The sequence below is a fragment of the Mesorhizobium sp. WSM4844 genome, assembly GCF_055811775.1.
The window spans coordinates 1-24,190 of the sequence record NZ_JBVVQB010000069.1; the positions used below are offsets into that span (position 1 = coordinate 1).

General features: G+C 63.4%; 28 protein-coding genes. 10 read left to right on the forward strand and 18 right to left on the reverse strand.

The window, feature by feature from the left end:
• Positions 1 to 244 precede the first annotated feature (244 nt).
• Entirely contained in the window at positions 245 to 697 is a 453-nt protein-coding gene (locus tag AC0L2A_RS31880) for an Lrp/AsnC family transcriptional regulator (RefSeq protein ID WP_023803583.1), read from the reverse strand.
• A 162-nt stretch (positions 698 to 859) separates the two neighbouring features.
• Between AC0L2A_RS31880 and putA the strand changes: the two genes are divergently transcribed.
• Positions 860 to 4,471, forward strand: coding sequence for a bifunctional proline dehydrogenase/L-glutamate gamma-semialdehyde dehydrogenase PutA (gene putA, locus AC0L2A_RS31885; RefSeq protein WP_473612181.1), 3,612 nt, complete (start codon positions 860 to 862; stop codon positions 4,469 to 4,471).
• Between the two features lie 342 nt (positions 4,472 to 4,813).
• On the opposite strand, the gene hmuQ is transcribed toward putA, so the two are convergent.
• From hmuQ to AC0L2A_RS31905, 4 genes are all read right to left on the reverse strand, one after another.
• Positions 4,814 to 5,128 (reverse strand): heme-degrading protein HmuQ, encoded by a 315-nt coding sequence (gene hmuQ / locus AC0L2A_RS31890; protein WP_023803585.1) that lies wholly within the window; start codon positions 5,126 to 5,128, stop codon positions 4,814 to 4,816.
• 66 nt (positions 5,129 to 5,194) lie between these two features.
• Positions 5,195 to 6,223 carry an energy transducer TonB family protein gene (locus AC0L2A_RS31895; RefSeq protein ID WP_473612182.1) on the reverse strand — a complete coding sequence of 343 codons (1,029 nt, stop codon included), beginning with the start codon at positions 6,221 to 6,223 and terminating at the stop codon, positions 5,195 to 5,197.
• A 52-nt stretch (positions 6,224 to 6,275) separates the two neighbouring features.
• Positions 6,276 to 6,719, reverse strand: a complete 444-nt coding sequence (locus tag AC0L2A_RS31900) for a hypothetical protein (protein WP_128166777.1) — start codon at positions 6,717 to 6,719, stop codon at positions 6,276 to 6,278.
• Between the two features lie 5 nt (positions 6,720 to 6,724).
• A complete protein-coding gene (locus tag AC0L2A_RS31905; protein WP_473612184.1) occupies positions 6,725 to 8,866 on the reverse strand; it encodes a TonB-dependent hemoglobin/transferrin/lactoferrin family receptor in 2,142 nt (713 codons plus the stop codon).
• 299 nt (positions 8,867 to 9,165) lie between these two features.
• On the opposite strand from AC0L2A_RS31905, the gene hemP reads away from it, so the two are divergent.
• From hemP to AC0L2A_RS31930, 5 genes are read left to right on the forward strand one after another with little or no spacing between them, the layout of a single operon-like run.
• Positions 9,166 to 9,402, forward strand: coding sequence for a hemin uptake protein HemP (gene hemP, locus AC0L2A_RS31910; RefSeq protein WP_473612185.1), 237 nt, complete (start codon positions 9,166 to 9,168; stop codon positions 9,400 to 9,402).
• Positions 9,403 to 9,413: 11 nt separating this feature from the next.
• Positions 9,414 to 10,493 (forward strand): hemin-degrading factor, encoded by a 1,080-nt coding sequence (locus tag AC0L2A_RS31915; RefSeq protein ID WP_473612186.1) that lies wholly within the window; start codon positions 9,414 to 9,416, stop codon positions 10,491 to 10,493.
• A gap of 47 nt (positions 10,494 to 10,540) precedes the next feature.
• Positions 10,541 to 11,407 carry a heme/hemin ABC transporter substrate-binding protein gene (locus tag AC0L2A_RS31920; RefSeq protein WP_473612222.1) on the forward strand — a complete coding sequence of 289 codons (867 nt, stop codon included), beginning with the start codon at positions 10,541 to 10,543 and terminating at the stop codon, positions 11,405 to 11,407.
• Between the two features lie 11 nt (positions 11,408 to 11,418).
• Positions 11,419 to 12,519, forward strand: coding sequence for a FecCD family ABC transporter permease (locus tag AC0L2A_RS31925; protein WP_473612188.1), 1,101 nt, complete (start codon positions 11,419 to 11,421; stop codon positions 12,517 to 12,519).
• A 25-nt stretch (positions 12,520 to 12,544) separates the two neighbouring features.
• Positions 12,545 to 13,333, forward strand: coding sequence for a heme ABC transporter ATP-binding protein (locus AC0L2A_RS31930; protein WP_473612189.1), 789 nt, complete (start codon positions 12,545 to 12,547; stop codon positions 13,331 to 13,333).
• A 258-nt stretch (positions 13,334 to 13,591) separates the two neighbouring features.
• Here AC0L2A_RS31930 and rirA read toward each other — a convergent pair whose 3' ends face one another.
• A complete protein-coding gene (gene rirA, locus AC0L2A_RS31935; RefSeq protein ID WP_091598109.1) occupies positions 13,592 to 14,053 on the reverse strand; it encodes an iron-responsive transcriptional regulator RirA in 462 nt (153 codons plus the stop codon).
• 197 nt (positions 14,054 to 14,250) lie between these two features.
• Here rirA and AC0L2A_RS31940 point away from each other — a divergent pair, with 197 nt between their 5' ends.
• From AC0L2A_RS31940 to AC0L2A_RS31950, 3 genes are all read left to right on the forward strand, one after another.
• On the forward strand, positions 14,251 to 15,546 hold the full coding sequence (locus AC0L2A_RS31940) for a DUF445 domain-containing protein (protein ID WP_473612190.1): 1,296 nt from the start codon (positions 14,251 to 14,253) through the stop codon (positions 15,544 to 15,546).
• Positions 15,547 to 15,641: 95 nt separating this feature from the next.
• Complete coding sequence (locus AC0L2A_RS31945) at positions 15,642 to 16,070, forward strand: phasin family protein (RefSeq protein ID WP_473612192.1); 429 nt, start codon at positions 15,642 to 15,644, stop codon at positions 16,068 to 16,070.
• Positions 16,071 to 16,300: 230 nt separating this feature from the next.
• The gene (locus AC0L2A_RS31950; RefSeq protein ID WP_473612193.1) at positions 16,301 to 16,795 is read left to right on the forward strand and encodes a MaoC family dehydratase; all 495 of its coding nucleotides are present in this window, start codon (positions 16,301 to 16,303) and stop codon (positions 16,793 to 16,795) included.
• A gap of 193 nt (positions 16,796 to 16,988) precedes the next feature.
• On the opposite strand, the gene AC0L2A_RS31955 is transcribed toward AC0L2A_RS31950, so the two are convergent.
• The 7 genes from AC0L2A_RS31955 to AC0L2A_RS31985 form a co-directional block, all read right to left on the reverse strand.
• The gene (locus AC0L2A_RS31955) at positions 16,989 to 17,429 is read right to left on the reverse strand and encodes a hypothetical protein (RefSeq protein WP_473612194.1); all 441 of its coding nucleotides are present in this window, start codon (positions 17,427 to 17,429) and stop codon (positions 16,989 to 16,991) included.
• A gap of 482 nt (positions 17,430 to 17,911) precedes the next feature.
• Entirely contained in the window at positions 17,912 to 18,172 is a 261-nt protein-coding gene (locus AC0L2A_RS31960; RefSeq protein WP_473612196.1) for a hypothetical protein, read from the reverse strand.
• A 270-nt stretch (positions 18,173 to 18,442) separates the two neighbouring features.
• Complete coding sequence (locus AC0L2A_RS31965) at positions 18,443 to 18,616, reverse strand: hypothetical protein (RefSeq protein WP_473612197.1); 174 nt, start codon at positions 18,614 to 18,616, stop codon at positions 18,443 to 18,445.
• On the reverse strand, positions 18,613 to 18,792 hold the full coding sequence (locus tag AC0L2A_RS31970; RefSeq protein WP_473612199.1) for a hypothetical protein: 180 nt from the start codon (positions 18,790 to 18,792) through the stop codon (positions 18,613 to 18,615). The genes AC0L2A_RS31965 and AC0L2A_RS31970 overlap by 4 nt, the downstream gene beginning before the upstream one ends.
• A 2-nt stretch (positions 18,793 to 18,794) precedes the next feature.
• Positions 18,795 to 19,580: a hypothetical protein gene (locus AC0L2A_RS31975; RefSeq protein ID WP_473612200.1), complete on the reverse strand. Its 786-nt coding sequence runs from the start codon at positions 19,578 to 19,580 to the stop codon at positions 18,795 to 18,797.
• Positions 19,577 to 19,936, reverse strand: coding sequence for a hypothetical protein (locus AC0L2A_RS31980; protein ID WP_473612202.1), 360 nt, complete (start codon positions 19,934 to 19,936; stop codon positions 19,577 to 19,579). The genes AC0L2A_RS31975 and AC0L2A_RS31980 overlap by 4 nt, the downstream gene beginning before the upstream one ends.
• Positions 19,937 to 20,323: 387 nt before the next feature.
• On the reverse strand, positions 20,324 to 20,554 hold the full coding sequence (locus AC0L2A_RS31985) for a hypothetical protein (RefSeq protein ID WP_473612203.1): 231 nt from the start codon (positions 20,552 to 20,554) through the stop codon (positions 20,324 to 20,326).
• A gap of 148 nt (positions 20,555 to 20,702) precedes the next feature.
• On the opposite strand from AC0L2A_RS31985, the gene AC0L2A_RS31990 reads away from it, so the two are divergent.
• Positions 20,703 to 21,107, forward strand: coding sequence for a hypothetical protein (locus AC0L2A_RS31990; protein WP_473612204.1), 405 nt, complete (start codon positions 20,703 to 20,705; stop codon positions 21,105 to 21,107).
• 566 nt (positions 21,108 to 21,673) lie between these two features.
• Here the strand turns inward: AC0L2A_RS31990 and AC0L2A_RS31995 are convergent.
• The 5 genes from AC0L2A_RS31995 to AC0L2A_RS32015 all read right to left on the reverse strand — a co-directional run bounded on the left by AC0L2A_RS31995 (position 21,674) and on the right by AC0L2A_RS32015 (position 24,070).
• Positions 21,674 to 22,042, reverse strand: a complete 369-nt coding sequence (locus AC0L2A_RS31995; protein WP_473612206.1) for a single-stranded DNA-binding protein — start codon at positions 22,040 to 22,042, stop codon at positions 21,674 to 21,676.
• Between the two features lie 382 nt (positions 22,043 to 22,424).
• A complete protein-coding gene (locus tag AC0L2A_RS32000) occupies positions 22,425 to 22,700 on the reverse strand; it encodes a hypothetical protein (protein ID WP_473612207.1) in 276 nt (91 codons plus the stop codon).
• Between the two features lie 20 nt (positions 22,701 to 22,720).
• Positions 22,721 to 22,915 carry a hypothetical protein gene (locus AC0L2A_RS32005; protein ID WP_473612208.1) on the reverse strand — a complete coding sequence of 65 codons (195 nt, stop codon included), beginning with the start codon at positions 22,913 to 22,915 and terminating at the stop codon, positions 22,721 to 22,723.
• A 40-nt stretch (positions 22,916 to 22,955) separates the two neighbouring features.
• Positions 22,956 to 23,855, reverse strand: coding sequence for a hypothetical protein (locus tag AC0L2A_RS32010; RefSeq protein ID WP_473612210.1), 900 nt, complete (start codon positions 23,853 to 23,855; stop codon positions 22,956 to 22,958).
• The gene (locus tag AC0L2A_RS32015; protein WP_473612211.1) at positions 23,852 to 24,070 is read right to left on the reverse strand and encodes a hypothetical protein; all 219 of its coding nucleotides are present in this window, start codon (positions 24,068 to 24,070) and stop codon (positions 23,852 to 23,854) included. Before AC0L2A_RS32015 ends, AC0L2A_RS32010 begins: the two co-directional genes overlap by 4 nt.
• Positions 24,071 to 24,190: the final 120 nt, after the last annotated feature.

The following is a 24,190-nucleotide window of genomic DNA, read 5'->3' on the forward strand; positions in this document are numbered from 1 at the left end:
CTGGCGGAGTGAAGGGACTCAGCTGCTCGGTAGCGATCCTTCGCGCCCCCCTCTGTCCTGCCGGACATCTCCCCCACGAGTGGGGAGATTGGCTGTCCCCTCGGCTTTCGCCAATTTTCAACATTCAAGGAAAGGGGCACTGTCGCCGAAGCCGCCGATCTCCCCCCAAGTGGGGGAGATGTCCGGCAGGACAGAGGGGGGCGCTGTCCCGCCGGCATCGAAGGTTCTTACCGCACCGCAGCGCCTACCGATCCTTCACCGTCTCCATCGCCACGAAGGTCGAGGTCTGGGCGACGTGGGGCAGGGCGGAGATGCGCTCGCCGAGCACGCGGCGGTAGGCGGCGATGTCGGTGGTGCGGACTTTCAGCAGATAATCGAAGCTCGACGCCATCATGTGGCATTGCTCGATCTCCGGCACCGCCTGCACGGCGCGGTTGAAGGCGTCGAGCGCGGCCGAGCGGGTGTCCGACAGTTTCACCTGGACGAAGGCGACATGGCCTTCGCCCATGCGCTCACGGTCGACGATCGCCTGGTAGCCCCGGATGATGCCGTCCTTTTCCAGCCGCTTGACCCGCGCCTGCACCGGCGTCTTCGACAGGCCGACCTTTGCCGCGAGTTCCGACATCGAAAGCCGGCCGTCGCTGCCCAGCGCCGAAAGGATGTTCCTGTCGATGCGGTCCAATTGGTCTTCTGTCATCAAATATCTGGTCAAATTGGAGGAAATCCGCCCGAATGATAGATCAATCGACCTCTCCTGTCGATTTCTTTGGACCGATCGAAATTACGCTTTATGCTAGCTTGCGTCATTCGGTCCGGTGACCGCCGGACCGCTCACTGATGCTCGCTCCACAGGACCGTCATGCCAGCGCTCGAAGCCATCCGCCAGCAGATCCGTGCCAATTACTTGCCTGACGAAGACGAGGCCGTGAAGCGGCTGGCCGAGGCGACAGGGCTTTCGACGAAAGAGCGCAAGGCAATCTCGGCCCGCGCCGCCGATCTGGTGCGGGCGGTGCGCGGCTCGTCCGATCCGCGGCTGATGGAAGTCTTTTTGTCCGCCTACGGCCTGTCCACCAAGGAGGGCGTCGCGCTGATGTGCCTGGCCGAAGCGCTGCTGCGAGTGCCGGATACCGAGACGATGGACGACCTCATCGCCGACAAGATCGCGCCGCACGACTGGTCGGCGCATTCTGGCGGCTCGAGCTCGATCTTCGTCAATGCGTCGACCTGGGCGCTGATGCTGACCGGCCGGGTGCTCGATGAAGGCGAGGACGGCATCGAAGGCACGCTGCGCGCCATGGTGCGCCGGCTGGGCGAGCCGGTCATCCGCAGGGCGGTCGCCGCCGCCATGCGCGAAATGGGCGAGCAGTTCGTGCTCGGCCGCACCATTGCCGAGGCCGTCAAGCGCGGCCGGCCGATGACCCAGAAAGGCTATCTCTATTCCTTCGACATGCTGGGCGAGGCGGCCCGCACCGAGGCCGACGCACTGCGCTATCTCAAGGCCTATGCCGACGCCATCTCGTCGCTCGATGCCGGCGCCAACGGCCCCGACATCCGCCAGAATCACGGCATCTCGGTCAAGCTGTCGGCGCTGCATCCGCGCTACGAGGCGACGCAGAAGGAAAAAATGCTGCCTGTGATGGCCGAGCGGCTCTTGTCGCTGGCGCTGGCGGCGCGCCATTCGCGCATGGGCCTCAACATCGACGCCGAGGAGGCCGACCGCCTCGACCTGTCGCTCGAAATCATCGAGCGGGTGCTGGCCGAGCCGGAGCTTGCCGGCTGGAACGGCTTTGGCGTCGTCGTCCAGGCCTACGGTCCGCGCGCCGCCTTCGTCATCGACTGGCTCTATGCGCTGGCGAAGAAGCACGACCGCACCATCATGGTGCGGCTGGTCAAGGGCGCTTATTGGGACACCGAGATCAAGCGGGCGCAGGCGCTCGGGCTCGACGGCTATCCGGTCTTCACACGCAAGGCCAACACCGATGTGTCCTACCTGGCCTGCGCGAAAAAGCTGCTGTCGATGACCGACCGCATCTATCCGCAATTCGCCACCCACAACGCCCACACCGTCGCCGCCGTCCTGTCGATGGCCGGCGATCGCGACTCCTTCGAGTTCCAGCGCCTGCACGGCATGGGCGAGGCACTGCACGAGACGGTGCGGCGGGCCGAGGGCACGCGCTGCCGCATCTATGCCCCGGTCGGCGCGCATTCCGACCTGCTTGCCTATCTGGTCCGCCGGCTGCTCGAAAACGGCGCCAACTCCTCCTTCGTCCACCAACTCACCGACGAGGAGGTCGAGCCGGAGGATATTGCCCGCGACCCGCTCGAGACGGTCGAGAAACAGGGTCCCGCCGCCAATCCGGCGATCCCCAGCCCATCGGCGATCTTCGGTGCTGCCCGCCGCAATTCGAGGGGATTCGACATCACCGATCCGGTGACGCTGGCCGCGATCGACAAGGCCAGGGCAGAATTCGCGGGACCGGACCGCTGGCACGCCAGGCCGATCACCCGTGCCGCCGGCTACGGCAATCAGCGTCCGGTGGTCAATCCGGCAAAGCCCGAGGAAGTGGTCGGCACGGTCAGCGAGGCTACCGCCAAACAGGTTGCGACCGCCATGCGCATCGCCATGGAGGCGCAACCGGCCTGGGCGAAGCGCGCCGTCGCCGAGCGCGCCGCCATCCTCAACCGCGCGGCCGACCTCTATGAGGCCAACGCCATCGAATTCTTCGCGCTCGCCACACGCGAGGCCGGCAAATCCCTGGCCGACGGCGTCGCTGAGGTGCGCGAGGCGGTCGATTTCCTGCGCTATTACGCGACCGAGGCGGCCAATGCCGAAACGGGAACCGAGGCGCGCGGCGTGATCGCGTGCATCTCGCCATGGAATTTTCCGCTCGCCATCTTCACCGGCCAGATTGCGGCAGCACTCGTCACCGGCAATTCGGTCATCGCCAAGCCGGCCGAGCAAACGCCGCTGATTGCCTTCCGCGCGGTCGAATTGCTGCGCGAAGCCGGCGTGCCGGAAGACGTCATCCAGCTTCTGCCCGGCGACGGCCCCTCGGTCGGCGGCCCGCTGACCGCCGATCCGCGCATTGCCGGGGTCTGCTTCACCGGCTCGACCGACGTCGCCAAGCTGATCGAAAAGCAGCTGGCCGAGACTGCCGCGCCCGACGCCATGCTGATCGCCGAGACCGGCGGGTTGAATGCGATGATCGTCGATTCCACTGCGCTGCCCGAGCAGGCGGTGCGCGACATCCTGGCCTCGGCCTTCCAGAGCGCCGGCCAGCGCTGCTCGGCGCTGCGCGTGCTCTACGTGCAGAAGGACGTCGAGAAGAAGATGCTGGACATGCTGAAAGGCGCGATGGAAGCGCTCAGCCTCGGCGATCCCTGGCGGATATCGACCGATGTCGGGCCAGTCATCGACGAGGAGGCACAAAAATCGATCCGCGACTATTGCACTGAGATGGGCCTGCAAGGCCGGCTGATCGCCAAGCTCGAAGCGCCGAAGGATGGCCGCTTCGTGGCGCCGCATGTGTTTCGGGTCAAGGGCATCGAGGACATCGAGCGCGAGGTGTTCGGGCCGGTGCTGCATGTCGCCAGCTTCGACGCCGACGATATCGACGGGGTCATCGCCGCGATCAACCGCAAGGGTTATGGCCTGACCTTCGGCCTGCACACCCGCATCGAAGGCCGCGCCCAGCATTTCGTCGACGGCATCCATGCCGGCAACATCTATGTCAACCGCAACCAGATCGGCGCCGTGGTCGGCTCGCAGCCGTTCGGCGGAGAAGGACTTTCCGGCACCGGACCGAAGGCCGGCGGGCCGCACTATCTCAGGCGGTTCCGCAAGGGGCCGCAGGCGGGCACGCCTGTTCTTGACGGCCGCAAGGTGACGGCGACCGAACTTGCCGACAATCTGCCGGACCCGACGCTCGGCGGCTGGTCGACGCGGGCTGACCGGGTGGCGGTGCTGAGGAAGCATTTGCGCGGCAAGGGTGCTGCGGCCATCGGTGCCGCCGCAAGCATCGATTTCGGCCAGGTCGATTTGCCCGGACCGACCGGCGAGGCTAACACGCTGTCGCTGTCGCCGCGCGGCCGCGCGCTGTGCCTGGGACCGGACGCCGACACGCTGCTTGCCCAGACCATCCAGGCGCTCGCCGCCGGCAATGCGGTGCTGGCCGTCGCGCCGGGTGCGCCGGCAGCACTGTCATCACTGACCGGCAAGGGCCTGCCGCTGGCGGCCATCGACGGCCGGCCCGACCCGGTCGAGGCACGCGCGCTGCGTGTCGACGTCGTTGCCTTTTCCGGCACGCCCGAGGCCGCTCGCATCGTGCGCAAGGTGATCGCCGACCGCGCCGGCCCGATCGTGCCGCTGGTCAGCGAAGTGCTCAACCCGGCCGCCTATGCGCATGAGCGCGCCGTCTGCGTCGACACCACGGCCGCCGGTGGCAACGCCAGCCTGCTGGCCGCGGCGTAAGGGAAGGCCGGGTGCGCTCATCTCGGGCAGGGCAATCACTTCAGGTTTGCGCTGCCGGCGAAGCTGCCGATCTCCCCCCTTGCGGGGGAGATGCCCGGCAGGGCAGAGGGGGGTGTGAAGGATCGCCAGCTTTCGCTCCTGATGCATTCCAACCGGAAACCAGCCTGAGGGCGTGGTTGTGACGGTTTGACAGGCTGGAGGGACAGCACCCCCCTCTGTCCTACCGGACATCTCCCCCGCAACGGGGGAGATCGGCAGCTTCGCCGATGCGCCCTACTTCGTCAGGGCGCTGCGGCGATCGTTCGGCAAAGGCCCGAGGAACCATGGGTCGCCCGAGACTGCTTACGCGCCCTCGACGACCGAAAAGCCCTCGAACTGCGGATGGCCGAGATAGTGCACCTTGGTGGAGCCGGCGTTGCGGTGCGCGGCGCGGAAATTCTCGGATTTGGTCCAGGCGACGAAATCCTCATGGCTCGCCCACACGGTGTGCGAGGCGAACAGCGTGTAGCCTTCGGCCTCGTTGACCGGACCACGCAGCAGATGAAATTCTTTAAAGCCTTTCATCTCCGAAAGACTTGAATCACGGTTCTTCCAGACGTCCTCGAAGGCCTCCTCGGAGCCGTTCTGGACCTTGAAGCGGTTCATGGCGATGTACATTGGCTGTCCTTTCGGGATTGGTGAATTGTGACGGTTGATGGTGGCCGAAACGATGAGGCGAGGCTGTTAAAATGGACCGATCCGCGCTTTAAACACCCAGCTTGACTTGCCGGTTTCGCTTGGAATGGGAGGGAACGGCGCCTGCTTGCGCACCAGTGTCAACGCGAATTGGTCAAGCTCCGCAGAACCTGAGCTTTCGGCAAGCTGTATATCGCTGATGCTGCCGTCGGCCATGACAACGAAAACGACCCTGGCATTGTTGCGAGCGCTCGCCTGTATCGCTTTCGAAACATGACGGTTGGCGCGGGCAAGCTTCTTCTGGACTTCACCGCTGTAGCCGGATTCGATCGCATTGCCTGCCGCTGCCTGCTCCTTGCCCTTGCTGGAAGCCACCGCGTCGCGTTCCTCGCCATCGGCGGCGCCGCGGGCCTCGTTGGTTTCGCCGGCTCCGACAGGACCTGATGTCGGGCTCGGCCTTGGCGTCGGGATCGGCGGCTGTCCGACATCGGCAGGAGGCGCCTCGGTGCTTTGCGCCGGAGCAGCCGGCTCTGCCGGCGTTTCGATCTTCGGAGCCACGCTCTGCTCGTCCAGCCGTGGGGTTTCGGCCATCAGCACGTCTGGCGTGGCAGTGGGTTGCTCGACAATCTGCGGCAAGGGCGCGGGCGGCTGCGTGGCCATTTCCCTGATCGGCCGGTCACCGGTGGGCCGGTCGGCAGGCGGCTCTGGCTTGATCTGGGGCTTGACCTCAGGCTTGGCTGGCCGCGGGTCGGGCACCAGGGTGACGTTCAACGCACCCTGACGATCCAAGTCGCTGCCGACCACGTTGGGGCCGGATTGATCGGCGCCTTCCATCTCGATTGCGTCCCCGGCATCAAACGTGCCGGCAGGTGCGATGAGAAAAGCGGCCGCCACTGCGGCATGAAACAGGCAGGAGGCGACGATCGCCGCCGTCCATTTGTGGCCGATGGCTGACGGTCGGGCCGGCGCAAGCGGTCCGGTCGGCGCAATCGCCAGTTCGCCATCGGCGTCGGGGAGGGGACTGATGTTCTGCATGGCTCGCGGCGAGACCTGCCGCAACCGGCGCGGACTTGTCAAATCAACATCATTTGCCCTGGCGGCAACAGGCTGGCCAGCGCGGTCTGCCTTCTCAGACCCCGAAGGCGATGCCAGTCTTGGTCTCGGTCTTCAGTCCACGCATGCAAGCGTCCGGCTGGATGCCGGTGCCGGCGCATTCGGTCGAGCTGTTGATCAGCACGCGGCTGACCTTGGCGCAGTCGGCGCCGGCAAGATCAAAACGCGTCACCTTGGTCTTGCCCGCCGGCAGGTCCTTGAAGTCGAGCACCGTCAGCCGGTCGACGACACCGGCCTCGTTGAACAGCGCGATCTCGAACGCTGCTTTCGAGAGATCGGCGCCGAGCGTGTTGTTGACCACGAAGGTCAGACGGCAGCCTTTTTCGGAGGCCTGCGCGCCATTGAGTTCAAGCGTGAGAGCAGGGGCCGGCGCAGACTGTTGCGCCCACGCCGGACCCATCGCAAGCGGCATGGCCAGCACCGAGGTCAGCAGGCGAAGCGATGCCGTCAAGCTAGTCATTGTCGTCAGCCTCCAAATCGCATTGTCGCCGCCAGCTTCAGCGTGACGCCGGGCTCGTAAACTACAACAGTGGCTGGTGCATTCAACGGGTTGGTGTATTTGTCGTCGAACAAATTGTCGGCGCGGAAGTCGACCTTGAGATTGTCGGTCGCCTGGTAGCTGGCGAAGACGTTGACCAGCGTGTAGTCCTTGGCCACCGAGTTGCCCTTCGGCTTGCCATTATACTGCACCTCTCCGCCGACGGTCAGCTTGTCCTCCAGAAAGCGGAAGCCGAGTTGCCCGGTGACCTGCGAAGAGGGGACGGTGACGAGGTCTGCCCGCTCGCCGTCGTAGGAGATGGTGTGGCCATCGATGATCGACGCGGAAAGCCCGGCATAGCCCCATCCGGCATCATAGACACCTTCCATCTCGAAGCCGTTGATCTTGGCCTTGGCGAAATTCTGGTATTGGACGCAGATCGGGATGCCGGGGCCGAACGGGCAGCCGCTGGTTGGGTCGAATGCCGATAGCGTTACATCTGCTATGTAGTCTTCGACGTCGTTGTTGAAGTAGGCGGCCTTGAAACGAAACGCGTCGCCGGCTTCGAGGATGTCATCGCGCTTGTAGTTGATACCGAATTCGACGGTCTTGCCGGTTTCAGGCTTCAGATCGGGATTGGGGAGGAAGGGAAAGCTGACGCCTGCCGGATGGTTGCCGCTGATGAGGGTTTCCGACAGCGACGGAGAGCGATATCCCTCGGCATAGGTGCCGTAGAATTGCAGTCCCGAAAGGCTGGCGGTTTCGAACGGCGAGACGCCGACGGTGATGCGCGGCGACAGCCGGTCGCCTGAGGTTTCGCCGACATCGCTTTCGAGCTTGTAGCTGTCGTAACGCAGCCCGGCGATGATTTCGAGCCAGTCCCAGGTGAGCTTGTCCTGGATGTAGGCGCCGGAAACGCTTCGCTTGCCTGAAGGGGTATAGAAACTGGCGCCGCCTGCGGCGCCACCGGTCTCGACATCGTCGCCAACCCAGTCGCCGCCATAGGTCAGTTCGTGCGCAATTCCGGCGGTCTCGAACCGCGAGGTGTTCCAGATGTCGATGCCCGAAGTGCCGACATCGAAGGTCGACATCGAGCCCGCCGGCAGGACGATGGGAAGACCGGTGACTGGATCAAAGCGGTTTTGCGGAACCAGGCTCGTCATCTCCATGTTGGTCTTGTTGTAGGTCGCGTTGACGTGGAGATCGAGCCAGCTCTTGTCCGCATCGGTGATGTTGTAGCGCGCCGTGAAGGTATTCGCCTCAAGGTCGACGTCGTTCACCGGCGTGCCGCCGCTGACCTCGTTCCAGCCGTCGCTCGTGCCATTCCAGCCCAGCTTCAGTTCGCTGTTTTCGTTGGGGCGGATGGTTGTCTTCAGCAAGCCGCTCAAAACGTCGAAGCCGGTGCCGTCGACCGTATCGCCGCCGCCATCCTTGTAGTCGTCGTAGTCGCGATAGACGATGTTGCCGAGGACATCCCAGTTTTCGTTGAAACGGTAGGCGCCGGCAGCGCTGGTCGTCCAGCCTTCCCCATTGCTCTCATAGCGCCCGGTCGCGGACGCCGCCCATGTCTCGCCGTCGCGAAGATAGTCGTCCGCGTCCTTGGTCTCGAACAGGACGACGCCGCCAATGGCGCCGGAGCCGTAGGTGTTGGCGACCGGGCCGCGAATGACGTCGACGGATTTGATGAGTTCCGGGCCGATATAGAAGGTCGATTGCGGGCCGTGGTCGGAGCGCTGGAAATTCTGCCGCGCACCGTCGACGATGACCGCGACGCGGCCGAAATCCTGCAAGCCACGGATGTTGATGCTGGAGGAGACGCGCCTTGCGTCGGCCTGGACCGCTACACCCGGCACACCCAACAGCATGTCGTTGGGCGTCGTCGCCATGCGGCGTTGCAATTGCTCCTGATCGACATGGCTGACCGAAGCCAGGGAATCGATCGCCGTCTCGCCGGTGCGGCTGACGACCAGGATCTGGTCGAGCAGCGTTGCGCCTGCCGCGGCCGGCTGTTCAGGCGCCTGCGCCTGTTCGGCCTGCTGCCGATCTGTTGCAGTTTGGGCGGCCTGTTGAGCATTGGCCGACGGGGTAAGCAAAGCGATCGCCGCAGCGCCCGCCAGCAATGCCGCCATGCCCGTTGCCATCGATCGATGCGCCGGACCTCTATGCCCCGGATCTGGGCTGCTATTCGCCAGACCCAGCCGTCCCCAATTCCCCAACCCCATGCCCCAACTCCAAAAATCCTGGTTCGATGCTGGCCGGCTTGACGCGCCGGCATTTTTCGTCGTGTCCGGCTTCTTAAATCTTGACTCATATAGTCCGGTATTGCACTGACTAGTAAACATGAGTATTCAAGTCAAGAAATGAATCGGCATTTCACGCACCGCCGCGCCAGCCGACCAGGCCCGGCCCAGGAAAGGGATCGAACCAGATGAACACGCATAATCCCAAAGACTTTCGGCCCAAAGACTTTCGGCCCAATGACTTTCGCGATCACGTCCGCCGTTCCGACGACAATTCGGCTCGTTTCGATCGGGTTGCGTTGACGGTGAGGACCCTGTCCAGCAACGCCTTGTTCCAGGGCGAGCACGAGATCGGCATCGAGCATCACGGAGCGCTCTACCGGCTAAAAATCACCCGCCAGGGCAAGCTCATCCTCAACAAGTAGGTAATAAAAATATGGACCAGCGCGTAAGGCCCGCGCCGCACGAGATCCGGCGGGCGCGGGCAGACAATCCGAAGACGCGCGAGCGCGATCTCGCCGCCCAGCTTGGCATTTCGGAGGCCGAGCTGGTCGCCGCGCATTGCGGCGACGGCGTCCTCCGCGTCGAGCCGCGCGTCAATGATCTTTTGACCGGCCTCGAGGCCGTCGGCGAGGTCATGGCGCTGACGCGCAATGAAAGCGCCGTGCACGAGAAGATCGGCGTCTACGACAAGGTCGTGACCGGCAACCACAATGCCATGGTGCTCGGCGAGAACATCGACCTGCGCATCTTCCCGAAAGCCTGGGCGCACGGCTTTGCCGTCGAAAAGCGCGACGGCGGCGATATCAGGCGCAGCCTGCAGTTCTTCGATGCGGCAGGTGAGGCGGTGCACAAGGTGCATCTGCGGCCGGCGTCGAACCTCTATGCCTATCAGAAGCTGGTGGCCGAGCTGGAATCGCCGAACCAGGAGTCGAGCGTCGCGATTTCAGAGGAAGGGTCGATTTCAGAAGGCGGGCCTGAAAGCGAGGCCGAGGCTTCCGCCGCTTCCGCTGACGTCGACGATCTGCGCGACCGCTGGAGCCGTCTGACCGACGTGCATCAGTTCTTCGGCATGCTGAAGACGCTGAAGCTCGACCGCCGCCAGGCGCTGCGCATGGTTGGCCAGGATTACGCCTGGCTGCTCGACCACGATGCAGTCAGCGCCATGTTCCATCATGCCGCCGAGGGCGAGATGCCGATCATGTGCTTTGTCGGCAATCGCGGCTGCATCCAGATCCATTCGGGCCCGATCAAGTCGATCAAGCCGATGGGGCCGTGGATCAACGTCTTGGACGAGACCTTCCACCTGCATCTGCGGACCGACCACATCCAAGAGGTCTGGGGCGTGCGCAAGCCGACCAAGGATGGCCATGTCACGTCTCTCGAAGCCTATGGCGCCGACGGCAAGATGATCATCCAGTTCTTCGGCAAGCGCCACGAAGGCGAAAGCGAGCGCGAGGACTGGCGGTTTCTGGCAGAGAACCTGCCGCGCATTCCAAGCCCGACCGCAGCCTGAGGACAACGACAATGGCTGCTTTGCTTGAACGGGCGCGTGTTTTTGGAATGGCGCTTGGGGCCACGATGTGCCTTTGCGTGGCCTTTGCGCTGCCGGCCCGCGCCGCCGAAGGCACGGAGGTTTTTGCGGACCCGTCGAAGATAGCGGCCATTGGCGGTTCGATCACCGAGATCGTCTTTGCGCTCGGCGAGCAGGACCGGCTGGTCGCTCGCGATTCGACCAGCCGATATCCCGAAGCGGCGCTCAAGCTGCCTGACGTCGGCTACATGCGCCAGCTGTCGCCGGAAGGTGTGCTGTCGGTCAATCCGTCGGGCATCCTGGCGCTGCACGGCAGCGGGCCGAAGCAAGCCGTCGACGTGCTGAAGAAGACGAGCATCCCGTTCATCGAGGTGCCCGAGCGCTACGACCGTGAAGGCATTCTCGAAAAGATCCGCATCGTCGGCAAGGCGATTGGCGCCGACGCCAAGGCCGATGCGCTGGCAGCCGAGATCGACGCCAAGCTGAAGGCCGCCGAAAAGCAGACGTCCGCGATCAAGGACCGCAAGCGCGTCCTGTTCGTGCTGTCAATGCGGGGCGGCAAGATCCTCGCTTCCGGCGGCGACACCGCCGCCGACGGCATCATCAGACTTTCGGGCGGCGTCAATGCGATCGACGGCTATTCCGGCTACAAGCAACTGTCCGACGAGGCTGTCATCACCGCCAGGCCCGACGTGATCCTGATGATGAACAATGCCGGTCCCGGCGTATCGGACGACGAATTGTTCGCGAACCCGTCCATCCGGTCGACGCCGGCGGGTGCGGCGCGCAAGGTGGTCCGCATGGATAGCGGTTATCTGCTCGGCTTCGGGCCGCGCACCGCCGACGTCATCCGCGACCTTGCCGCCTCGCTCTACGGCGGGCAGGCCGCGGACTGAGCGGGCGCCCGATGGTGGATCAATCGATCGCTGGTTCGAGCACTATGGCGACAGCATCCGACGGCGACCGCTCGGGGCGCGCGCGCATCGCCATCCTGGCTTTGTGCCTCGGACTTGCCGTTGCCGTCCTGTTTTCGCTGACCTCAGGCGCATCGGATGCCTCGGCCGTCGGCGTCGTCGGCGACTGGCTGTTGGGTGCAGCACCCGGCAACGAGGCGCTGAGCGCGCGCGACCGCCTGATCGTCTACGACATCCGCCTGCCGCGCGTCACGCTCGGTGTGCTGATCGGCGCAGCGCTGGCCGTCTCCGGCGCGGTGATGCAAGGGCTGTTCCGCAACCCGCTGGCAGACCCCGGTCTCATCGGCGTTTCGGCCGGAGCGAGCCTCGGCGCGGTGTCCGTCATCGTGCTTGGCGCCACAGTGCTGGCGCCGATAACTTCGATGCTGGGCACACTCGCTCTGCCGCTGGCGGCGTTCTGCGGCGGGCTGGTGACGACATTGGTGCTTTATCAGGTGGCCACCCGGCGCGGCCAAACCTCGGTCGCCACCATGCTGCTCGCCGGCATCGCGCTGGCGGCCCTTGCCATGGCGCTGACCGGTATCCTGATCTTCATGGCCGACGACCGGCAGTTGCGCGACCTGACTTTTTGGCAGCTCGGCTCGCTCGCCGGCGCGACCTGGCAAAAAATCGGCTCCGTTGGGCCGGTGATCGTGCTGGCGTTGGCGGCGATGCCGTTCCTGGCGCGCGGCCTCAACGCGCTGGCGCTGGGCGAAGCCACCGCCGGCCATCTCGGCATTCCGGTTCAGCGGCTGAAATACACGGCCATCGTCGGCGTCTCGGCGGCGGTCGGGGCGTCTGTCGCCGTCAGCGGCGGCATCGGCTTTGTCGGCATCGTCGTGCCGCATCTGCTGCGCCTGGCCATCGGCCCGGACAATCGTTATCTGCTGCCGGCCTCGGCCCTGTTTGGCGCTTGCCTGCTGCTGCTGGCCGACGCCGTCGCCCGCACCATCGTGGCGCCGGCGGAGCTGCCGATCGGCATCGTCACCGCGATCGCCGGCGCCCCGTTCTTCCTCTGGATCCTGCTGCGCAAGCGTGGGGTTATCGACCTATGAGAGGGGGGCCTGTGAGAGGGGTTTCATGATCGAAGCGCGGGATGTCTCGGTAGCGATCGGCGGCAAGGGCATCGTCGCCAATGTTGATTTCGACATGCGGCCCGGTGAGATCGCGGCCATCGTCGGTCCCAACGGTTCGGGCAAGACGACCTTCCTGAGGGCGCTGTCCGGCGATCTTGCCTATTCGGGAGAGGTCACCATCAACGGTCGCGACCTGTCGGTGATGAAGCCGGTCGAGGCCGCCATGCTGCGCGCCGTGCTGCCGCAGGCGACGACCCTGTCGTTTCCGTTCACGGTGCGCGAGATCGTCAGGCTTGGCCTGCTCGGCGGGCGCTCGGGCGCGCTGCCCGGCGAGGACGCGCGCCTGCCCGAACGGGCGCTGGCGCGCGTCGATCTCGACGGCTTTGCCGGCCGTTTCTACCAGGAGCTTTCGGGCGGCGAGCAGCAGCGCGTGCAGTTGGCCCGTGTGCTTTGCCAGGTCTGGGCGCCGGTCCTCGACGGCAAACCGCGCTATCTCTTCCTCGACGAGCCGGTTTCCAGCCTCGACATCAAGCACCAATTGATCATCATGAACATCGCCCGCGATTTCGCCAGGCGGGGCGGCGGCGTTGTCGCGATCCTGCATGACCTCAACTTGACGGCGATGTATGCCGACCGGATCTTCGTCATGCACCGCGGCAGGCTTGCCGCCACCGGCTCACCGCAGGACGTGCTCAGCGACGATCTGATCGAAAAAGTATTCGATTGCCGGCTGCGGGTCGGCGTGTTGCCGGCCGGAAACATGCCGTTCGTGCTGCCGCAGTCAGCGGCTTAGGTCGGTCTGATAGTCAGCCGGGCTGCAACCAACGCGTTCCAACTTGCAAGGGTCGGCACTGCCCCTCATCGCCCTGCCGGGCACTTCTCCCCGTATAGGGACGGGGAGAAGGGGCTGGCCGCAGCCTCGGCGGCCTTCTTGCAGCGATGGAGAATGGCGAAATCGGCGATGAAGCGGCCCTCTCCCCGTCACTATACGGGGAGAGGATGCCGGCAGGCAGGTGAGGGGCAGCGCAAACCCTCGGGGTAAAGCGCAAAATCAGGCGGCCGGCGCCCTTTGCACCAGCATGTCGATGCCGAGCAGGTGGCGCACGTTCGGGCGCGCTGCCACCATGTCGGCGATCGTATAGCGCTCGAGCACGGCGAAGAAGGCGTTGAGCGCCTCGCGCAGCGACGAATTCAGTGCGCAACTGTCGACCAGCGGACATTCGGCGGCGTCGTTCTCGAAGCATTCGGCCATGGCGAAGCTCTCCTCGGTCACGCGCACGACGTCGAACAATGTGATCGATTCGGCCGGGCGGCCGAGCCTGACGCCGCCGTTCCTGCCGCGCACCGTCTCGACCAGACCATGCTCGACCAAAGGCTGCAGGATCTTGAAGAGAAAGAGCTCGGACACCGAGTAGGCGGCAGCGATCTCCGGGATACGGCTCAGCCGGTCGGTATTCGCGGCGCAATACATCAGAATGCGCATGGCGTAGTTGGTCTGGCGTGTCAGCCGCATTGTGTCCTCACGAAGCAATAGCTCAACCCTAATATGGCCTATACCTTGGAATAATTCCAGACAAGCACCGCATGATAGTTGAATATTTTTATCATGTTTGTATGGGCGGTCGTGAAACCATGACCCTGATATGGCGCGCATTCGGGTGGGCGGATTACTAAGTTAAGTCCGCGACATCGACCAGGAGCAGTTCATCCATGCCACAATCATCACCGGCTTTGGCATCCGCCCGGTTCGATGCCGACGCGGAGGCCAAGCTTTCGGCGCTTCGGCGCACAAAATTCGTCGCCACCGCAGCGCTCGCGCTCTGCGTCCTCATCTTTGCGGTGGCCAAGTCGTTCGAGGGCCGCTATCCGTGGCTGGGTTTCGTCGCCGCTTTCGCCGAGGCGGCGACGATCGGCGGGCTGGCCGACTGGTATGCGGTGGTGGCGTTGTTCAGACGGCCGCTCGGCCTGCCGATCCCGCACACCGCGATCATCCCGGAGAACCAGAACCGCATCGCCGACAATCTCGGCCGCTTCATCGAGGTCAATTTCCTGGCGCCCGAGCCGGTGCGCGAAAAGCTTGCCGAGGTCGATTTTTCCGCACTCGTCGCCGACTGGCTGGCCGACCCCAACCGCGCCGCCGATCTGTCGCATTTCGTCGGCCGGCTGGTGCCGCAGACACTGACGGCGATCGAGCAATCCGGCCTGCGCGGCTTCGTCAGCAGCCGAATGCTGGAGCAGATCGAAAAGGTGCCGCTGGCGCCGCTCGCCGCCGAGTTGCTGTCGGCGCTGACCGATGATCGCCGCCACCAAAGACTGTTCGACGAATTCACCAAGGTCGTCGGCCGCTTCCTGAGCGACGAGGCGGCGCTGGCGACGATGCGCGAGAAGATCCGCGAGGAATTGCCGTCGCTGTTCAACCTGTTTCGCGCCGACGCCTATCTGCTGAAGAAGATCGTCGCCTCAGCCGGTTCGTTGCTCGACGAGGTGCGGGCCGATCCCGACCACCCGATGCGCGCCGAATTCGACCGTTTTGTCCTGAGCTTCGTCGAGCGGCTGAGGACATCCAAGCAATACGCCAAGCGCGCCGAGAAACTGAAGCGCGATTTCCTCGCCCGGCCGGAGCTGAAGGCGCTGGCCGGCGACATGTGGGAAAGCCTCAGTGTGTTCATCGAGCAGGACGCCAAGGCGCCGAATTCGATGATCCGCGCCCATCTCGCTAGCATGTTCGTCGAGGTCGGCCGCCATCTTGCCGGCGACGCCCAGATCAGGGCCGACATGAACCAGGGGTTTATCGTTGCGCTGTCGTCGTTCGTCGAAAGCCAGAAGAGCGGCGTCTCGAAATTCATCGCCGATCAGGTCAAGCGCTGGGACCTTGCGCAACTGACCAGGCTGATCGAAATGAACATCGGCAGGGACCTGCAATATATCCGCTTCAACGGCATGGTCATCGGTGGCCTGGCCGGCGTCGTGCTCCACACTTTGGAACGGCTGTTCCTCGTCGGCTGAGGCGCGATGTGTGCGCGGCCGAATGGACCGCGAAGCTCCGCTGCTCTATTGTTTCTCTTCAGCTGCCGAATTCGCAGCAACAGAGGAAAACCACCATGGCAAAGCGACCGGAATCCGACACCTTCATCGACATGGTCGGCAGGTTCGGCCGCGACCTGAAGCTGCCGAACGTCGATGTCGAGGCGATCCTCAGCCATCATCGCAAGAACCTCGAGGCACTCGAAAAGTCGGCCAGGGCAAGTGCTGCCGGAGCGTCGTCGATGCTCTCCAGGCAACGCGAGCTGCTGCAGGACACGCTGCACGAGATCGCCGACATGGCACAGGACTACAGGGCGCCGGGCGATCCTCGGGAGCTGATGGCCAAGCAAACGGCGTTCGCCAGGAAATCCTTCGAAACCGCATTGAAGAATGCCGGCGAGGTGGCCGAACTGGCCAGGAAATCCGGCACCGAATCGGTCGAGATCCTGCGCGAGCGCATCAAGGAGGCGATGGAGGAAATCCGCAGCGGCTACGACAAGAAGTAGGCTGTCTCCCAAGCCGCTGGACTTTTCTGTCGTCATCCCGGCTGGCGAAAGCCTTGGTATTGGTCCCGCCGAGGCGCACAAAGTTCCTTTTGCTCGATAATCCTGTTGCCAGCTCTACACCGGCACTGGCGCGATCCGGCCGAGGATATCGCGGCGGAACACACCGAGCGAATTGACAGAGGCGGCCGGTTCGTGGTCCGGAGGCAGGGCAAGCGATCGGGAAAGCAGGAATGACGCAAATACGGCTGAGGCCGCCGCCGACCTACGAACAGCTCAGGACGATGACAGGGCAGGAGCTTGGCGTGTCGGACTGGACGACGGTCGACCAGAGCCGCATCGACCAGTTCGCCGAATGCACCGGCGACCGCCAATGGATCCATGTCGATCCAGAGCGGGCGAAGCGGCAGAGCCCGTTCCGCGCCACCATCGCGCATGGCTATCTGACGCTGTCGATGATCGGCGCGCTGGCGCTCGACATGGGCATCGTGCCGGAAAACACGCAAGCCGTCTTCAATTATGGTTTTGACAAGGTGCGGTTCCTGGCGCCGGTCAGGGCCGGCGCGCGCATCAGGCTGCGGATCACGCTGTTGTCCATGGAGGACAAGGGCCCCGGCCAGTATCTGATGAAGGCGGCCAACATCGTTGAGATCGAAGGTGAGAAGAAGCCGGCGCTGACCGCCGAAACCCTGGTCATGCTCTATAAGCGGCGGCGGCCTCGGAATTGAGCCGCAAAGCCTTGCTGGATAAGGGTTTGCGCGTTCGGTCACTTCCCAAGTTTTGGGGTTAGGACGGACCGGGGAAGCATCCCGGAAATAGCTGGGGATAAATCGCCCGCGTAGGGGACGCCGCACTGATGTAGCTGCCGATCTTCAACATTTTGCGGTCGCAAGGTTTCCCGCGCCTAGCTGGCCACGATCTTTAAAACGGAAGAGACCCGACGATTTGAAGGACAAAGCCCAAGGCTATCAGCAGTATGCCAAACAAGATGGGTGGTCGGCTTGGGCGAGCAGCTAGGCGACTCTCTGCTTCAGCCTTCTCTAGTTGGTCGAAGACTTGCTTGAGCTCGCTGATGGCATCCGAGCTAAGCTTTAGTTCATGCGGCTCTGCCTTGAGATAGGCCGCCGCCAGTAACGCCTCCGCAACTGCCGAATCGCGCAATGCACGCGTCAACTCAACAGAACCTTTTTTTGTAAGGTCAACCAATTCGGCTAGATGCCTGCGGCCAGAAGCAATGCTCTTCCGCGCCTTAAACTGCCAATACTCTGGGATCAAATCCCACGCCAAAATGGCGACGCCGGCTAGGTCGGCTGTCAATCCAATAACTGACCACCAGCCTGAAGAGACACCAAACAGATTCATTCGCCCCCCATCCCATGCGATAACACCGTCTCGGCTGCAGCGAGGCGCTTAGTCACAGGTCGTTTTGAGTGTGCCAAGGACAACGCGTGAAGTGCATGAGAGCTGTCGTCGCCTCGGTGGAGGATCGTTTACTGGTCGATTGGCAGAGACGCTAGTCCGGCATTGCACATAGGCATCCGACCCAACGGACGCACCGAGCGATTTGCAGTAGGCATCGTCCTGAGACGCCATCGACTTGTTGAGGAGATATTGGCGAAGTGCGGGCTTGTTGCTAGCGAGCAACGTGGCCGACCCTTGGTCCATTCCTTGCTGCTGAAGCCATTCGACCGTCTTGGCCTTGCCATCAGACTGGCACCCTGACAGCGCCAGTACTATCAATATCGCAAACGCCGCTCGCATTTGTTGGCCCCCCCGCGCTCCCGAAGGATGACATGCGGGAGTTGTTGTGGCAACGAGTCTGGGACCGGAGAAGCCGGCTGGATTCAGGCCGCCGATGCCGGCTGACGAACGTGGCGTGGGACGCTTGGCTCAGCTGGCCTCTTGGCTTTCGTCTTGACAGCGGTGTCAAGACGCTCCTCCCCGGTTAGCTTGGCCAGCTCTGCGCGCTCGATCATTGCGGTCAACTGCTCTCCTGAGTACAGGCAGAGCACGACCCTTTGCGGATCGGCGCGCTTTCCGGACAGGGTGATTTTTTCGACGTGATCGGCATTGATGAAAGAGCTGCCGGCGGTTGCAATAAACATGGCCTTCTCCTGCAAAGGGGGGCCGCACGCCCAGGACAAACGGGCGGCCCCTATCCCACCGGCCGGGCGTCTTTTCGCGTGAGGGACCGGCCGATGAAATTTCAAAGTCGGCCGGGCGGAAACTGTCGAGAATACGCCCGGCCTTTCGGGCATTGGCCAACCTGCGCAGACGTGCCCGATCTGGTGGAGCTGCCCGGCCAGAAGGATCAGGGGAACCGGGCAGCCCCGTCGCGCCACAATTCCCGATGGCATCCGGGCAGGCGCGAACTATCATTCCGTCAGCTCCTCCTCGACTGGTTCCGGTGCGCAGGAGCGAACGCTGGCGAAGGCGGCGACCAGCCGGCCAGTGCCATCGTAGAAGCGGAGCAGGTGCCCGTCCCGATGATACGCCTCAGCCTCGATCAGGACCGTCTCGCCATCTCTGTCAACGACCGTAAAGGTCATTCCGCAGGCTCCTCCGGCTCGCAGGTTTGGTAGGAGCCATCCTTGAAGGTGGCGATCAACCAGCGTTCGCCGTCCTTCACGTCGAACAGCCTCAGACCGGAACCGTCCTGCTCGATGGCGGCGGCCTTGATACGTGTAGTGACGCCATCCGATCTGGTGATTGCATAGACCGGCATCGTTACCCCTTCAGCGCTGCGGCGGTGCGCTCAGCGGCCTGTTCGGCTTCACTGGCAAGCTGCTGGTTGAACAGGGTGCCGGCAAAAGCTTCGGTCGCCTTCCTCGCGCGCTGCATCGCTTCGAGCGCTTTCTCAAGCCGCTCGATCCGCTTCACCTGCCCGGCGTGCCGCTGCAAGCCAAAGCGCGCCTTCAGATGATCATGCTCGTTCTGCGACAAGCCGCTCAGCCAAGGTGGTGAGCCCAGAACGATGCTCAACGTCCTGTCGTCGCCGCTGTTCAACGCCTCGCTGAGCACCGCGCTTCTCTCGGCCGGCTTCATCGAGGCCAGCCTGTTGATGATCGCCTGTTGAAGAAAATTGTCGGCAACGAGGGGGCTGAACTTCGGCACGCTGATATCGAGTTTGATCTTCGCAATTTCATCCTTCACGGCTTCAACTCGCGCGTCGATCTGCCCGATCTGCGGGCCAATGGTCCTGACGATCTCCTGCTTGATGCGAAGATGGCGGGCCGGTTCCGTCAGGTTCACGTCGCCCAACAGCGCGTTGCGGGCCGTCACCGCCTTCTCGACTGCCGACCGGGCGGCGTCCAGCGTTCCGGCCATCAAGCTGATCGCCACATCCGGTTGCTCGGCGGCATCGAAGTGTCGGACGTTCGCGGCATGCAGCGCGGCCGGCGGCTGAATGGGTGTCGGCTTGTGGCCAAGCGCGCCGCTGTAGACCGGGCCGCCGGTTGGCTGTGCATGGCCGTTGGTCTGGCCGCTGCCGTTGGTCGTTGGTGTCGTCGTCATGGCTTTCTCTCCTGAAGGTTCCAGCGCAGGACGGTGGACGCCTCGATGCGCGGATAATGATGGACCGCCCGGACCAGACCGGACGGCAGGACGATCTCGGCAGTGAAGCTGTAGGTGTCGCTCACGGCGTCATAGCCGTCGATCTCGCCCGGCTGGCCGAAGACAGTTGCCTTGGTGCCGACCGCCAGCGGTTCCGGAGCCGGTTCGGCCTGCAATTCATCGCCGCTGAACCAGTTGCCTTGCGGCAGAAGCGCGAAGCTCGAAACGAAGTATTGCGCCTCGCCACCCGGCCCACCCTTGACGGATGTGATGACGCCCCGGAGTTTACCTGCGCTGACGATATCGCCGACTTTCATGGGTCTGCCCCGTCCAGGTATATACTGGCCGGCCTCGCCCTTTCAGGGGCCTCAGGACGGCCGGTAGCTCTAGCCGGGAGTACGGGGCGGGAAAAGCCATCGCCGCGCTCTGGACGCCCGCTGCGGCCGGCTGAGACCGCTTCCAGTACACGGCCGACGAGGTGTTCGATGGCGGAAGGCGGCTTTCGCTGCATGGTCCACTACCTATACCGTACTCAGCCCAGCTTTTGAAGATGGGCCAGCGCGATAACCGCAACGGTTACAATGGCTTACGCGGAAAGGTCAGGTGATGCTGCCGCTACCCGTAGATTAGCGGCTGGCAAAATGTTGCCACCCCCACTCACCGGAGCTGACGCCGCCAAGCTGGCGCAGGGACGCGCGTTACGATCAGTCGCGCCATAAATCCCAATCCCGTGTTATGTGACCCATGAAGCCCAGGACGACATAGTAGAGCATGCCCCCGACGACGAGTACTATCCACATCCCCGTATCGGAGACAGCGAAGCCGTGGAAGCCGGGGACGAACCTATCGGCACCGAAGAGGGCGGCCAGCACGACAGCGGCGGGCAGGCCGTAAAAGAGGACACAAATGAGAAAAAACCGGATGATTGAACCCATGTGATTTCATCCCTTGATTCAGAGTTGATCTTCTTCTTCCCCGGCACCGCCGTCGTTTGCCGCTCATCACAAACCCGGGCCCTTTGCACCAGCCGGCCGCTCACGGTATATTCCCACCATGCCCAGCACCGGACACCGAAAGCTTTCTGTGAAGCGCGTCGAGGATGCCTTGCGCAAGTCAGCCGGCTTGATCACGGTCACCGCACGACGCTTGAACTGCGCGCGGTCCACCTTGACCGCCTTCCTCGCCGAACACCCCCACTTGCAAGACGTGCGCCGCCAGATCGATGATGAGATCGGCGACATGGCCGAGTCCGCCCTCATCCGCGCCGTCCGGAACGGCGACATGAAAGCAATCTGCTACTATCTCGATCACAAAGCGCGGCATAGGGGTTATGGACGCCAGCAGATCGAGCTGACCGGCGTCGATGGCGGACCTGTCGAGGTCGAGATGGCCGATCCGAGGCAGGTGCTGGCGGAACGGTTGAACGCCATGGCAAGCCGGTTCGAGCGGCAAGCCGAGATCGAAGAGCGGGACGCCACGAAGCACTGAGTCGCGGATTCGCGCGCGAGTGCTGGAAACGGCCGATTTCGCCGACTTTTCGCCGTTTTTCAGCCGATTCGCGCCAAAGTTCGCCAAATTCGCCCGCCCGCTCTGAAGCCTGTTGCCCTAGCGCTAACCATTCAACGTTGAAGAGCTTCAACCTTCAACCGTCTGCGCTTGGTAGGGCGGTGCCTTTTTTTCCGCCTCGCTCTGTCCTCTCGCTCTCTTCCGTCCCGGCCATGCTTTGAGGCGAGGCAGGAGCGTAGGCACACCTCGCCCTGTCACGGGCGAGGCGCTTCAAGTGACATGCTCGTCGGGTCGGCTATCGCTTGGCACGTGGCATTGCAGGTTCCGGCGTTGAGGCGTAAATGCCAATGGCCGGGCGGGCGCGGTCATACTGTACGCCCTGCTGCATCCTCTTTGGCGGCACCGCCTTCATGCCATGCCACTGACATGGAGGCGGCTCCCGGTCATCACCCGGGGTCTTTGTGCAGGTCCGGTGCCCTCCGGTTTGTTCAACGCCGGTCATGTTCCCGGCGAACGGCCCTGTAGGCGGGCTGGCTATGCGGCAGTGGCTATGCGTGAGAGAGCTGTTCCTCCCTCGGCTGTTGGCGTTGGCGCTTGCGACCGCCCGCCGGTCGCACTGACCGGGCGGAAACGATGGCATCGGCGATAATCTGAAGCTGTTCGCGCTGGTTGCCGTCGCGGTCTCGCCAGCGATTGACCTGAAGCTTGCCGGATATCGAAAGCAGATCGCCCTTGTCGTGGCGAAGCAGCAGCTCGGCGACCTTGCCGAAGGCGACGATGCTCAGCCAGAGCGGCGGGCCGCCTTCGTCCGTGGCGATGTCTGTGGCGATGGATGCGGTGGCCCAGAGGTTGCCGGCCTGCGAGGTGCGGCTTACCGGGTCTTGGCCTAGCCTGCCGTAGATCGATGCGTGAAACAAAAAAGGCGAACTCCCAATCTCTGGGGGCGCTCGCCTTCTGACAATGAAAGTACGTCAGACGAGCGCCCGGTTAAAAACAAGGCGTTCCCGTCTCACGTCTCTTTTCCGTGGTAAGAAAAAGATGCCCAATACTACGCCCGGCCGCCGGCTCACGCAACAGTTTTTGGCTTGAACTTGTGATGGTAAAATGATACCCCACATGCAGGTGTTTGCTCCGTGGTTGGACTTCACCCCCTCAGCCGCTTCCTGCCGGGTTTGAACTCCCACCGCAGGAGGCGGCATCCCACTCCCCATCCCGACCCTATTTCCCGTGGCCGCCGCCAGACCGCGCAGTGCCGCCCGATTCGCCCGCTCTGCCGCTATTGTGTCCGGAGCGGCTGGCTTATTGCAGCCGCACAATCGTCCGCAAGCGATCGATCTCCGCCGCAATGGCCTTCGGGATAGGGCCGCTTCCGTAGACCCCATCCACGGTGCGCCTGATCGCCTCCATCACCACGGTTGGCGGGATATGGATGCTACCGTCGAAGATCATCCATTTCTTGATGGCGTCGCCAAACAAGGTTCCTTCCGGTTCGCCATCAAAAGCCATGCATTCGACTTCGGCTTTGACGGCGTTGCGGAACGACGCCACAAACATCTCAGTTTCGTCTGCTGTCATCGTCTCCTCCTGTTGGGATCTCACCGCCGTTCCAGTGCTTCCCGCACCACCGCCGCCAGCTCTTCCGCCGTGATGCTGCCGCCGCTGGCCTTGATCGCTGCGGCGATGGCGTCACGCTTGCGCTGTTCACGCTCCTCACGCGATTCGCGCAGGCGTTTGTCCGCTTCCGCCCTCATGCGCCGGCCGATAGCGGCGCGCTCTTCATCCGTGGTCATTGTCGTTTCTCCCTTGTGTGATGGTTGAGCAGGAAGGCGGTCATTTCGGCGTCTCGCGATAGAGCGCGGTCCAGCCTGAGATGATCGTCCGCAGCGATTCCTGCTCAGCCTCATTGACGCGGGTGCAGCGCTCCCACGCAATCGGCTCGATATGCGCGACGATTTCCTGCCTGACGCGCTCACGCAGATCATTCGGGTCCATGGCGTCAAGCTCCCAGCAGCGGGTGCCGTAACTCGCTGCGAACCACTCATAGCGCGGGTCTTTTTTCTTGTCGGACGCCGGGAAAGATGGCAGGTCGCGGCAATCGCCGGCCAGCAAGGCGATACGCCTGATCGATACGTGATTGCCGCCATATTTCAGCAGGCGTGTCGGTAAGTCCTGCTCGCTCATCCACAGACCGGAAGGATCGTGGTCGCCGACGTAAAGCACATGCAGCGGCCGGCCATCGTCATCCTGCGCCGCGTCATAGATCGCGGTCGCGCTGGAGAAGCCGTGCATGACCCGGAAGCCCACGGCGTATTCACGAAGGACCGGATCGAGCACGCCGCGCACGGTGCCCTTCTCCGACCAGACCTCGACGCGGCACGGCTGCTGATTCCAAAAGTCGAGCCGATAGGATCTTGCGACGGCGCGGGCATACTGCTCCGGGTCATCCCAGACCTGCGCCCGCTCCAGATCGCGCGTCTCATCCACGATCCACTCCCACGGGATGGTGCCATCCTCGCGTGCCTGTTTGAGCAGGCGATAGACCCGCTGCATTTCACTGGTAGACATCGACGCAATAAGCCCACGGGTGAACAGCTTGTAACCGACGCCACGCCCGCTCATCGGCTGTCCGGCCAAGGCGATCTGGAACATGGCGTCGATCAGCTCGATGGACCTGAGCGACTGGCCGCGACCCTTTTTGGAACCCGTTTCAGAATGCTCGGTGCCGCTCACTTCCACGGCTCCCGGCGTGACCGCAACCACGCAGCCCAATCCTCTTCTGAGACGCCGCGCCTTTGCGTGGACAGCCTCGTCATCATCGGACCCTTGCCCGCCCGGCAAGCCTTTTCGAGAACGTTGAAGCTAATCAGGTGAGAGAGATCGCGCTGCCACAGGTCATAGAGCTTGCGGATGCGGGTGGGCGAGTCGGTTTCGATGGCTTCTGGCATTCCTCTAAACCCTTCATAAGGTTGAGCGGTGTAACCGCAGCGGTTAAAAAAACGTAATGATTTCCGCTACTTAGATACTCCCGATACCAGCGCGTGTCCAGACCGTCGCTAGGCGGCAGG